This window comes from Streptomyces sp. ISL-36, from assembly GCF_018614205.1.
Taxonomy (GTDB): domain Bacteria; phylum Actinomycetota; class Actinomycetes; order Streptomycetales; family Streptomycetaceae; genus Streptomyces.
In genome coordinates, this window is the sequence record NZ_JAGGOS010000138.1 from 21603 (window position 1) to 33779 (window position 12177).

The 12177-nt window shown below is 70.6% G+C and carries 8 protein-coding genes; 5 read left to right on the forward strand and 3 right to left on the reverse strand.

Going from position 1 to position 12177, the window contains the following annotated elements; genetic code table 11:
* The first annotated feature begins 9 nt into the window (after window positions 1–9).
* Genes nuoL through nuoN form a run of 3 tightly spaced genes read left to right on the forward strand, consistent with a single transcriptional unit; the run spans window position 10 to window position 5201 of the window.
* Entirely contained in the window at window positions 10–1950 is a 1941-nt protein-coding gene (nuoL, locus tag J7E93_RS30805; RefSeq protein ID WP_215073308.1) for an NADH-quinone oxidoreductase subunit L, read from the forward strand.
* A gap of 3 nt (window positions 1951–1953) precedes the next feature.
* Window positions 1954–3543 carry an NADH-quinone oxidoreductase subunit M gene (locus J7E93_RS30810; RefSeq protein WP_215073309.1) on the forward strand — a complete coding sequence of 530 codons (1590 nt, stop codon included), beginning with the start codon at window positions 1954–1956 and terminating at the stop codon, window positions 3541–3543.
* Entirely contained in the window at window positions 3540–5201 is a 1662-nt protein-coding gene (gene nuoN, locus J7E93_RS30815) for an NADH-quinone oxidoreductase subunit NuoN (RefSeq protein WP_215073310.1), read from the forward strand. Before J7E93_RS30810 ends, nuoN begins: the two co-directional genes overlap by 4 nt.
* Before the next feature lie 55 nt (window positions 5202–5256).
* Here the strand turns inward: nuoN and J7E93_RS30820 are convergent, their stop codons facing one another.
* Entirely contained in the window at window positions 5257–5790 is a 534-nt protein-coding gene (locus tag J7E93_RS30820) for a hypothetical protein (RefSeq protein ID WP_215073311.1), read from the reverse strand.
* A gap of 141 nt (window positions 5791–5931) precedes the next feature.
* The gene (gene fahA / locus J7E93_RS30825) at window positions 5932–7164 is read right to left on the reverse strand and encodes a fumarylacetoacetase (protein WP_215073312.1); all 1233 of its coding nucleotides are present in this window, start codon (window positions 7162–7164) and stop codon (window positions 5932–5934) included.
* A gap of 285 nt (window positions 7165–7449) precedes the next feature.
* On the opposite strand from fahA, the gene J7E93_RS30830 reads away from it, so the two are divergent.
* A complete protein-coding gene (locus J7E93_RS30830) occupies window positions 7450–8736 on the forward strand; it encodes a peptidase (protein ID WP_215073313.1) in 1287 nt (428 codons plus the stop codon).
* A gap of 47 nt (window positions 8737–8783) precedes the next feature.
* On the opposite strand, the gene J7E93_RS30835 is transcribed toward J7E93_RS30830, so the two are convergent.
* A complete protein-coding gene (locus tag J7E93_RS30835; protein ID WP_215073314.1) occupies window positions 8784–10781 on the reverse strand; it encodes a CocE/NonD family hydrolase in 1998 nt (665 codons plus the stop codon).
* A 332-nt stretch (window positions 10782–11113) separates the two neighbouring features.
* Between J7E93_RS30835 and J7E93_RS30840 the strand changes: the two genes are divergently transcribed.
* Entirely contained in the window at window positions 11114–12124 is a 1011-nt protein-coding gene (locus tag J7E93_RS30840; RefSeq protein ID WP_215073315.1) for a polyprenyl synthetase family protein, read from the forward strand.
* Window positions 12125–12177 lie beyond the last annotated feature (53 nt).

The following is a 12177-nucleotide window of genomic DNA, read 5'->3' on the forward strand; positions in this document are numbered from 1 at the left end:
GGCTGAACCGTGGATAACCTGATTGCGCTGCTCGTCGCGGCACCCCTGCTCGGAGCGGCCGTGCTGCTGTGCGGCGGGCGGCGGCTCGACAAGACCGGGCACTGGCTCGGCACGCTGCTCGCGGCCGCCTCCTTCGTCGTCGGCGCCGTCCTCTTCGCCGACATGCTGGGCAAGGGTGCCGAGGACCGGGCGCTGCACCAGCGGCTGTTCAGCTGGGTCCCGGTCGAGGGCTTCCAGGCGGACATCGCCTTCCAGCTCGACCAGCTGTCGATGACGTTCGTGCTGCTGATCACCGGTGTCGGCACGCTCATCCACGTGTACTCGATCGGGTACATGGAGCACGACGAGCGCCGCCGCCGCTTCTTCGGCTACCTGAACCTCTTCCTCGCGGCGATGCTCCTGCTCGTCCTCGCCGACAACTACCTGCTGCTGTACTTCGGCTGGGAGGGCGTCGGTCTCGCCTCGTACCTCCTGATCGGCTTCTGGCAGCACAAGCCCACCGCGGCCACCGCCGCGAAGAAGGCCTTCCTGGTCAACCGGGTCGGCGACATGGGTCTGTCGATCGCGATCATGCTGATGTTCACCACCTTCGGGACCTTCGCCTTCGGGCCGGTGCTCTCGTCCACCGGTGAGAGCAGCGAGGGCATGATGACGGCGATCGGGCTGATGCTGCTGCTCGCCGCCTGCGGCAAGTCGGCCCAGGTGCCGCTGCAGTCCTGGCTCGGGGACGCGATGGAGGGCCCGACCCCGGTCTCGGCCCTGATCCACGCGGCCACGATGGTCACCGCGGGCGTCTATCTGATCGTCCGCTCCGCCGACATCTTCAACGCCGCCCCGGACGCGCAGCTCGCGGTCACCGTGGTCGGCGCGGTCACGCTCCTCTTCGGTGCGATCGTCGGTTGCGCCAAGGACGACATCAAGAAGGCGCTGGCCGGCTCGACGATGTCGCAGATCGGCTACATGATCATGGCGGCGGGCCTCGGCCCCATCGGTTACGCCTTCGCGATCATGCACCTGGTGACGCACGGCTTCTTCAAGGCCGGGCTCTTCCTCGGCGCCGGTTCGGTCATGCACGGCATGAACGACGAGGTCGACATGAGGAAGTACGGCGGGCTGCGGAAGTACATGCCGATCACCTTCGCCACCTTCGGCCTCGGCTACCTCGCCATCATCGGCTTCCCGGGCCTCTCCGGCTTCTTCTCCAAGGACAAGATCATCGAGGCCGCCTTCGCCAAGGGCGGCACCGAGGGGTGGATCCTCGGCGGCGTCGCCCTGCTGGGCGCGGCCATCACCGCGTACTACATGACCCGCGTGATGATCATGACGTTCTTCGGTGAGAAGCGCTGGCAGCCGGCCCCGGACGCGGACGCGGTGCCCAGCGCCGAACCGGCCGCCGAGGGCAGGGCCGGCGAGATGCCGCACCCGCACGAGTCCCCGAAGTCCATGACGATCCCGATGATCCTGCTGGCCTTCGGGTCCGTCTTCGCCGGCGGCTTCTTCGGCATCGGCGACCGCTTCGTGCAGTGGCTGGAGCCCGTGACGAAGTTCGAGCACGGGCACCCGCCGATCAGCGCCGGAGCCATCACCTCCGCCACCGTCGCCGTCATGGTCATCGGCGTCACGGTCGCCTATCTGCAGTACGGACGCAGGCCCGTCCCGGTCACCGCACCGCGCGGCTCGCTGCTCACCCGGGCCGCCCGCCGCGATCTGCTCCAGGACGACTTCAACCACATCGTCCTCGTCCGCGGCGGCGAGCACCTCACCCGCTCGCTGGTGTACGTCGACCACACCCTCGTCGACGGGGTGGTCAACGGCACCGCGGCCTCGGTCGGCGGCCTGTCCGGCCGGCTGCGCAAGCTGCAGAACGGCTACGCCCGCTCGTATGCGGTCTCCATGTTCGGAGGTACTGCGGTGCTGATCGCCGCGACCCTGCTGATGAGGGCGGTGTAACCGATGTCGCAAGTAGTGAACGCGGGCTTCCCGCTCCTGACGGCGACGGCGGCGGTACCGGCGGTCGGAGCGATCCTCACCGCCGCCGTCCCCGCCGCCCGCCGCACCGCCGCCAAGTGGCTGGCGCTGCTGGTCTCGCTCGTCACGCTCGTGCTGGCCGCGGTCGTGCTCGTCCGCTTCGAGCCCGGCGGCGACCGCTACCAGCTCGTCGAATCCCACTCCTGGATCAAGGACTTCGGGGTCCGCTACGAGCTGGGCGTGGACGGCATCGGGGTGGCGCTCATCGCGCTCACCGCGCTGCTGATCCCCTTCATCGTCCTGGCGGGCTGGCACGACGCCGACCCCCTGGAGACGAAGTCGTCGCGCTGGCGGCCGACGCAGGGCTTCTTCGCCCTGATCCTGGCGGTCGAGGCGATGGTGATCCTCTCCTTCGAGGCCACCGACGTCTTCCTCTTCTACATCCTGTTCGAAGCCATGCTCATCCCGATGTACTTCCTCATCGGCGGCTTCGGCGACCGGGCCCACACGGGCTCCGACGAGAACGCGGCCGCCCAGCGCTCCTACGCGGCGGTCAAGTTCCTGCTCTACAACCTGGTCGGCGGGCTGATCATGCTGGCCGCCGTCATCGGCCTGTACGTCGTCGCCGGGAACTTCTCGCTCACCGAGATCGCCGAGGCGCGGGCGAGCGGGCAGCTGAAGATGGCGACCGACACCGAGCGGCTGCTCTTCCTCGGTTTCTTCTTCGCCTTCGCGGTGAAGGCGCCGCTGTGGCCGCTGCACACCTGGCTGCCGAACGCGATGGGGGAGGCGACCGCCCCGGTCGCCGTCCTCATCACCGCGGTGGTCGACAAGGTCGGCACCTTCGCGATGCTCCGCTTCTGCCTCCAGCTCTTCCCTGAGGCCTCGAAGTGGGCGACCCCGGTGATCATCACCCTCGCCCTGATCAGCATCGTCTACGGCGCGCTGCTCGCCGTCGGGCAGCGGGACATCAAGCGCCTGGTCGCCTATGCCTCGATCTCGCACTTCGGCTTCATCATCATGGGCATCTTCGCGATGACCAGCCAGGGCCAGAGCGGTGCCACGCTCTACATGGTCAACCACGGGATCTCGACGGCCGCGCTGATGCTGGTGGCCGGCTTCCTGATCTCCCGGCGCGGCTCGCGGCTCATCGCCGACTACGGCGGCGTGCAGAAGGTCGCCCCGGTGCTCGCCGGCACCTTCCTGATCGGCGGTCTGGCCACCCTCTCGCTGCCGGGCCTCGCGCCCTTCGTGAGTGAATTCCTGGTCCTGGTCGGCACGTTCGCCCGGTACCCGGTGGCCGGCATCATCGCCACCACGGGCATCGTGCTCGCCGCGCTCTACACCCTCGTCCTGTACCAGCGGACGATGACGGGCCCGGTGAAGGAGGAGGTGCGGACGATGCCGGACCTGCGGGCGCGGGAACTGGCCGTCGTCGCACCGCTGATCGCCCTGCTGATCTTCCTCGGGGTGTTCCCGAAGCCGCTGACGGACATCGTCAACCCGGCCGTCACGCACACCATGTCCGACGTCCAGCAGAAGGACCCCGCACCTGAAGTGGAGGCGGCCAAGTGAGCGCATCTGCCGTCGCGCCAGCTGTCCACAGCCTGTGGACGACGGCTGCCGAGCCGTTGACCAAGATCCCGGCGCCCCACATCGAGTACGTCCAGCTCTCACCCGTCCTCATCGTGGTCGGCGCCGCGGTCCTCAGCGTCCTCGTCGAGGCCTTCGTGCCCCGCAAGGGCCGCTACTACAGCCAGGTGTTCCTCACCGTCCTGGCGCTCGTCGTCGCCTTCGCCGCCATCGTGGGCCTCGCGGCCGGCGGCTACGGCTCCACCAAGGCCCACATCGCGGCCATGGGCGCCATCGCCGTCGACGGCCCGGCGCTCTTCCTGCAGGGCACCATCCTGCTGGCCTCGATCGTCGCCGTCTTCACCTTCGCCGAGCGCAGGCTCGACCCGGCCCACCACGGCCACCGGGTCGACTCCTTCGCCGCCGAGGCCGCGGCCGTCCCCGGCAGCGAACAGGAAAGGGCCGCGATCAAGGCCGGGTTCACCACCACCGAGGTGTTTCCGCTGGCGCTGTTCGCCATCGCCGGCATGCTGGTCTTCCCCGCCGCCAACGACCTCCTGACGCTCTTCATCGCCCTGGAGGTCTTCTCCCTCCCGCTCTACCTGCTCTGCGCCGTCGCCCGCCGCAAGCGGCTGATGTCGCAGGAGGCCGCGGTCAAGTACTTCCTCCTCGGCGCCTTCTCCTCGGCGTTCCTGCTCTTCGGCATCGCCCTGCTCTACGGCTACGCGGGCTCCGTCTCGTACGCCACCATCGCCGACGTCGTCGACGGCTCGGTCGTCGCCGTCGACCCGGCGCTCGCCCAGACCATGGGCAACGACGTCCTGCTGCTCATCGGCTTCGCGATGATCCTGATGGGACTGCTCTTCAAGGTCGGCGCCGTGCCGTTCCACATGTGGACCCCGGACGTCTACCAGGGTGCGCCGACCCCCGTCACCGGCTTCATGGCCGCCGCCACGAAGGTCGCCGCGTTCGGCGCGCTGCTGCGCCTGCTGTACGTGGTGCTGCCGGGCCTCACCTGGGACTGGCGGCCGGTCATGTGGGGCGTCGCCATCGTCACCATGCTGGGCGGCGCGATCGTCGCGATCACCCAGACCGACATCAAGCGGCTCCTGGCGTACTCCTCCATCGCGCACGCCGGCTTCCTGCTCGCCGGTGTCATCGCGGCCACGCCGACCGGCATCTCGTCCGTGCTGTTCTACCTGGCCGCCTACTCCTTCGTGACGATCGGCGCCTTCGCCGTGGTCACGCTGGTACGGGACGCGGGCGGCGAGGCCACACACCTGTCGAAGTGGGCCGGTCTCGGCCGCCGTTCGCCGCTCGTGGCCGCGGTCTTCGCGGTCTTCCTGCTCGCCTTCGCCGGTATCCCGCTGACCTCCGGGTTCTCCGGGAAGTTCGCGGTCTTCAAGGCGGCGGCGGAGGGCGGCGCGGGTGCGCTGGTCGTCGTCGGTGTCGTCTCGTCCGCGGTCGCCGCGTTCTTCTACATCCGGGTGATCGTGCTGATGTTCTTCAGCGAGCCGAAGGCGGACGGCCCCACGGTCGCGGTGCCCTCGGCCTTCACGGCGCTCACCATCACGGCGGGCGTCGCGGTCACTCTCGTGCTCGGTCTCGCGCCGCAGTACTTCCTGGACCTGGCGGGCCAGGCGAGCGTGTTCGTGAGGTAGAGACCGCCGTCAGGGCCCGGCCGCCGCGCGAGCGGGGCCGGGCCCTGACGCGTCTCTACGACGTCGCCTCCGTCGGCGGGCAGTCGCACGTCACCCTCGGGTTGTACGGCGTGAACACGCCCCTCGGGTTCTTCTTGAAGATCCAGGCGTGCAGGGAGTAGTGGCTCCCCAGGTCGGGGAGGACAGCCGGCCCGTCGAAGTTCCGGTCGAACATCCGCGGGCGCGGCCGGTCCGTGTCGAGGACGACGTACTCGACCGCGACCAGCTGCCGCCTGCCGTTGTGGTCGTCCTCGTAGAGCAGGGCGGCGGGCTGGGCCGGGTCGGTGGAGCCGACGTGTGCGGGCTTCACGTAGTGATAGCCCATGCCGCCGAGCTTCGGGTCCTCGACGCACTCGTCCGTCCGGATGTAGCCGTCGTTCAGGGCGGCCTGCTCGGACCTGTACTTCACCGTGGCGTCGTAAGCCTTCTCCAGGTCCGGGTGGGACCAGTCGTCGCCTTTCGCGGCCGAGGCCGGAGCCGTCACCAGGGCCAGCGACGTGGCGGCGGCGAGGGCGAGCGTGGCTATGAGAGGACGGGTTCGTACGGGCATCGCGTTGCTCCTCGGGGCGGGATGCGCGCGCCCCTGAGCGGGGCGCCGGATTCGCGCGGGCTCTCCCCTGTTCCCACAGTGAGCAGCATGGGCGGCCCCGATGGGTCACCGCACGCCGGGTGACCCATTCGGGACGCGCGCTCAGACGCCCGGCGCGGCCACGATCCGTCCGGTGACCTCGCCGAGCGCGACCCGTGTGCCGTCCGGGCCCGGGGCCCAGGCGGTCAGGGTGACCTCGTCGCCGTCCTCGAGGAACGTCCGCTTCCCGGTGGGCAGTTCAATCGGATCGCGGCCGTTCCAGGTCAGTTCGAGAAGCGAGCCGCGCTGGTGCACCTCGGGTCCGGAGACCGTGCCGGAGCCGTACAGGTCACCGGTCCGGAGCGACGCCCCGTTGACCGTCATATGGGCGAGCTGCTGGGCGGCCGTCCAGTACATGGTGGCGAACGGCGGCTCGGAGATCACCTCGCCGTTGATCTTGACCGTGATCCGCAGGTCGAAGGCGCCGGGCTCCTCGTCGGCGGAGTCGTCGAGGTACGGCAGCAGGTCGAAGTCCCGGGTCGGCGGGTCGACGCGCGCGGCGTCCAGGGCCTCCAGCGGGGTGACCCAGGCCGAGACGGAGGTCGTGAACGACTTCCCGAGGAACGGGCCGAGCGGCACGTACTCCCAGGCCTGGATGTCGCGGGCCGACCAGTCGTTGAGCAGGGTCAGACCGAAGACGTGCTCGCGGAAGTCGCCGAGCGGGACCGGCGTACCGAGCGTGGAGGGGGTACCGACGACGAAGCCGACCTCCGCCTCGATGTCGAGCTTGACGGACGGACCGAAGACCGGCGCGGGATCGGTGGGCGCCTTGCGCTGGCCCGAGGGCCGTACGACATCGGTGCCGGAGACGACCACCGTGCCGGCGCGCCCGTGGTAACCGATGGGCAGGTGCTTCCAGTTGGGGGTGAGCGCGTCGCCGTCGGGGCGGAAGATCCGGCCCACGTTGGTGGCGTGGTGCTCGCTCGCGTAGAAGTCGACGTAGTCCGCGACCTCGTACGGCAGATGCAGCGTGACGGAGTCCAGCGGGTGCAGCAGCGGCTCTATGTCGGGCCGGTGCGCGGGCACCGTCACCCAGGCGGTCAGCGCGCGGCGCACGTCGCGCCAGGCGGTGCGGCCGGCGGCGAGCAGCGCGTTGAGGCTGGGCTGCGCGAGCAGCGCGGCGTAGGGGGAGCCGAGGGCGTGCGCCGCGGCCCCCGCGTCGAGGACATGACCGCCGATGCGGACGCCGACCCTCCGCCGGTCGGGCTCGTCGGCGGTGGAGAAGACGCCGTACGGAAGGTTGTGCGGGCCGAAGGGATCGCCCTCGGCCAGGTCGAGCGGGGACTGCTCGGGCATCGGTGCTTGCCTCGCTTTCCACGGGTGTGGGGGACACGTTACGGGTCGGGGCGCGGGGCGCGGATGACATGGGTCACACAAAAAGTGGGCCCCATGTGCACAACTGTCCATGTTCGGTTGCTTTATGCCTCCTGTGAGGTCCCTGTGGCTGAGCCGGCGTTCCAATAGGGCTATTCCGCGGGGTTATTCGGGTCATACGATCGCGTGAGCGTCGTGCCGCGTGAAGTCCCCGCAGGCGCGAACCCCTTTCTTTTCTTCTTTCCACGACCAGAAAAAGGGTCAGACTTGAAGATCCGCCGCATTCTCGCGACCGCCGTGGCCGCCGCCGTGACCACGCCCGTCGTTCTCCTCTCGGCCGCGCCCGCCTTCGCGGACACCAAGCCGGCTCCCGCGCAGACGCAGGAGCAGAAGCAGAAGCCGACGATCGAGCAGCTGAAGCTCGCCGTCGCCGCCGCGCAGAACGCGTACGACGCGGCCGTGGTCGCGTACGACGACTCCCAGAAGGCCATCGACGCCCTCGACAAGCCCGACCACCCGCTCCAGGTGGCTCTCGCCGCGGCGAAGACGGCCGCGGCGACGGCCGATGGAGAGAAGACGGCGGCCGACCAGGCCGTGGTGGACGCCCAGGCCAAGCTGGACGGCGCCACCACCGACGAGGAGAAGGCCGCCGCGCAGACGGCCCTCGACGAGGCGAAGAGGAAGGCCGAGGCCGCCGCCACCGCCAAGACGACCGCCGACGGGAACCTCGCCGGCGCGAACAAGGCCGTGGAGAACGAGCGCGTCGCACTCCTGAGGAAGACCGGCGAAGCCCTGACGGCCAAGGAGGAGGCCAAGACGGCCCTCGACGCCGCCAAGAAGGCGCTCGCCGACGCCGAGAAGGAGGCCGAGGAGCCGGGTGAGGAGCCCGGTGAGGAGCCGCCTCACGAGGACTGCGCCCCGGAGCCCGCGTTCACCTCCGTCGTGCAGGGTCTGCCCGAGAAGGTCGTGGCCGGTACGACCGTCGACTTCACGCTGCGCCTCACCAACGGCACCGACCGGCAGATGGACGAGGCGTACGTCTTCGCCGCCGTCCACGCCTTCGACGAGAAGGGGCTCAAGCCCCTCGACAGGTACCTGGACCTGGAGTGGTCCACGGCCGCGAACCCCGAGTGGGTGGACGTTCCCGTCGCCGAGGAGCTGTTCGTCGGCGCCCTGAAGGCCAAGTCCTCCGTCGACGTCAAGCTCCGTCTGAAGGTGGACGCGGACACGCCGGCCGGCCAGGGCGTCACCTTCGTCGCGGGCGACTTCTGGAACGAGGACGAGTCCTGCGGCGGCACGCCGGACCTGACCGAGTACGAGTTCGACATCCTGGCCAAGGGCAGCGACCCGGGCAAGGTCGACGACGCCACGGGCAAGCCCGGGGGCACCCACACCACCACCCCGGTGACCAACACCACCACCCACGGTGTGCTGGCCGCCACCGGTTCCAGCGACGCCGTGCCGCAGATCGCCCTCGCGGGTGGCGCGGCTCTCGTCCTCGGTGCCGGTGCGATGGTCGTCGCCCGCCGCCGCAGGGCCGACGCCGACGGGTAACCCTTGGCAAAGGGCCCGCACCCGAAAGGGTGCGGGCCCCTTTCTGTTCACCCCGCCGTACGCGGAATTCGCTTTTCCCACGTCCGGTGGAAGACGACTTCTTCGCCGTCCTTGCACACCACCTCGTTCGACGTGACGAATGCGTCCGCCTCGCAGGCGATTTCCGAACGTGTGTCGATCCTGACGTCCCACGCCATCTCCGGCCGGTGCAGCCGGATCGACCAGTCGGAGCGGGTACGGGCCGACAGGGGATCGTCCTCCGTGATCGTGTACGTCTCCAGGGCCTCCTCGGTGCGTTCCAGTCCGTCCGGATGGACCCGCGTACCGCCGTAGCGGGGGTCGACCTCGAGGCGCCACTCGCCCTTGGCCACGTCGCGCACCACCAGCCGCTCCGGGCGGGGCTCCTCCAGCGTCGCGGGGTGGCTCACGCCGAGCGGCTCCGACTGTTCCGGCTCCTGCCACTGGACCGCGTCCCGCGTGGGGCGGCGGACCGGGAGGGTCAGGTGCGAGGCCGCCGGGTCGAGGGTGAAGCCCCCCGTGTCCGGCCGGGGCCAGATCCAGGGCCAGTACGCGGAGGAGACCGCGAGACGGACGCGGTGGCCGGGCGGGAAGGCGTGGCCGATGCCGTTCAGTTCGAAGACGACGTCCTCGCTCTCGCCGACCCGGGCCTCCACCGCCCGGTCCGGGCCGTGGCGGGCGGAGAGGTTGAGCGCCCCGCCGGTGACGAGCGTGGAGGAGCCGTCCGGAGCGACGTCGCAGAGGCGGGCGATCGCCTGGCCGGTGGGGGCCGCGGCGCGCAGCGAGAGGCTCACCCGGGGCCGGCCCAGGATCTCGATGGGCGGGCCGTCCTCGGGGACCACGAAGTCGAAGCAGGCCGAGTGGGCGTCCTCGTCACGCTGGTCGGGCGGCAGGTCGGCGTCGTTGCCGACGGGGCGGAAACGCCCGGCGTCCAGGCCGGTCCGCTGCGGGGAGTCGACCAGGACCGGGTCGCCCTGGAAGGCGTACCTCACCGGGGTGACGTGCGGGGAGGGCCAGGCGGGGTCGGCGACCCAGCGGCCCGGCAGCTCGTCGTACACGGTGGCGGGCGGGTGGGACGCGCTGATCCAGGAGCGCAGCAGCGGCGCGGCCATCACGTCGTTGTCCGCGCCCTTGAGATGGAAGTCCCACCATCTGAGCGTCTCCTGGAGGAAGCCGATCGCCGGCCCCGGCGCCAGCCCGTGGTCCGGGTACTGGTGCGACCAGGGCCCGATGATCCCGCGGACCCGGTCCGGGGGAAGGTGTTCGACGAGCCGCAGGACGGTGTCCCGGTACGGGTCGTGCCAGCCGCCCACGGCCAGGACGGCCGCCCGGACGGCGCCGTAGTCCTCGCGGACGCTGCCGTGCCGCCAGTAGTCGTCGCGGGTCTGGTGGGCCAGCCAGGTGTGGACGCAGGGTTCCACCGCCTCCAGGCGCCGCAGCCACATCGCGAGCCACTCGTCCCCCACGTACCGGGGGTCCGGCGGGCGCGAGACGCGGGCGAGCAGGGTCGCGGCCCAGGCGTGCATGTCCACGGCGAGGACGGAGCCGCCCCGGTAGTGGACGTCGTTGTCGTAGCGGTCGTCGGTCGAGCAGACGGTGACGATCGCCTTCAGCGGCTCGGGGGCGAGCGCGGCGATCCGGAGCGCGTCGAAGCCGCCCCGGCCGAGGCCGAACATGCCCACCGCGCCGGTGCACCAGGGCTGCTCGGCGAGCCAGTCCACCACCGCCACGCCGTCGGCCGGCTCCGTCGCGTCGCAGACGTCTCCCGGCAGGCCCTCGCTGTTGCCGTGCCCGCGGGCGTCGACGCGTACGGAGGTGTAGCCGTGGCCGGCGTACCAGGGGTGGCGCTGCCGGTCGCGGGGTGCGGTCCCGTCGGTGAGGCGGTCCGGCAGGTACTCCAGGAGAGCGGGGACGGGGACGTCGGTGACCGGCCGCCAGACCCGGGCGTACAGCCGGGTGCCGTCCGCCATCGGGATGCGGATGTCCTCGTGGACGGTCTCGTACGGGAACTCGGTACGGATCTTCATGGTTCGGACACCTCGTGGGCCGGCGCGGGGCGTCGGGGGCGGGGGCGGACTCCGCGGAGCGCTTGCGTCCGGCCGAAGAAGGCATGATCGTCTTCGGGTGGCGGCTGCTCGCCGTTCGCGTCGCGGTCGATCACTGTTCGGGACAAAGCGCCCACTCCTGGTCGTATCAGCTGATCACGAACATACCGGGGGTGGCGGGAAGGCGCCCATGGTGATCGAAACGGGACCGGATACGCTGACTTGAGTGAATCGAGCGACACATCGACAATCCGTGTGATCGTCGGCAGGTAACACCAGGCATCAGCAGGCGTCAGCAGACAGGAGATCCCCTCGTGACCGTCGTCGGGCCGTTCGGTCTTAGCGTGCGGGACCAGGCTCTCGAGGCCGATGTCCAGACCGGGTTGGCGGCCGTGGAGGCAGGTCTCCTCGACGCCACCAAGAGCGAGATCCCGTTCATCACGGAGGCCGCTCAGCATCTCGTCCTGGCCGGCGGCAAGCGCTTCAGGCCGCTGCTCGTGATGCTCGCCGCCCAGTTCGGTGACCCGTACGCGCCGGGTGTCGTGCCCTCGGCCGTCGTCGTCGAGCTCACCCACCTGGCCACGCTCTACCACGACGACGTCATGGACGAGGCGGACGTGCGGCGCGGTGTCCCGAGCGCGAACGCCCGCTGGGACAACTCCATCGCCGTCCTCACGGGTGACTTCCTCTTCGCCCGCGCCTCGCACACACTGGCGGACCTCGGACCCGAGGCCGTACGGATCCAGTCGGAGGCGTTCGAACGCCTGGTCACCGGCCAGATCCTGGAGACCGCGGGCCCGCAGGGCGGCCGCGACCCGGTCGACCACTACCTCGACGTCCTCGGCGGCAAGACCGGCTCGCTCGTGGCCGTCTCCTGCCGCTTCGGCGCGATGATGTCCGGCGCGGACGAGAGCGTCGTCGACATCCTCACCCAGTACGGCGAGCGGCTCGGCGTCGCCTTCCAGCTCGCCGACGACGTCCTCGACATCGCCTCCGACTCCCACGAGTCCGGCAAGACCCCCGGCACCGACCTCCGTGAGGGCATCCCCACCCTCCCCGTACTCCATCTGCGGGCCGCCGCTGCGGCCCACGGGCGCCCGGAGGACGTGGAGCTGGTCGAGCTCATCGACGGCGGCCTCGGCGACGACGCACGGCACGCGGAGGCCCTGCGGCGGCTGCGGGTCCACCCGGCCCTGGAGCAGGCCCGGCGCGACACCGTGCGCTACGCCGAGGAGGCGCGCGCGATGCTGGCGCCGTTGCCCGAGGGGTACGCCAAGTCGGCCCTGGAGGAGCTGTGCGACGCGGTGGTCCACCGCGCGGGCTAGGGGGCCTCAGGGTTCCGTCATCCCGTAGCAGTACGTGAGGTTGAGCCCGGAGT

Bases quoted from the DNA above. Each gene is read 5' to 3' on its own strand.
- J7E93_RS30810 (WP_215073309.1), top strand. From the start codon at position 1,954: ATGTCGCAAGTAGTGAACGCGGGCTTCCCGCTCCTGACGGCGACGGCG.
- J7E93_RS30820 (WP_215073311.1), bottom strand. From the start codon at position 5,790: ATGCCCGTACGAACCCGTCCTCTCATAGCCACGCTCGCCCTCGCCGCC.
- fahA (WP_215073312.1), bottom strand. From the start codon at position 7,164: ATGCCCGAGCAGTCCCCGCTCGACCTGGCCGAGGGCGATCCCTTCGGC.
- J7E93_RS30835 (WP_215073314.1), bottom strand. From the start codon at position 10,781: ATGAAGATCCGTACCGAGTTCCCGTACGAGACCGTCCACGAGGACATC.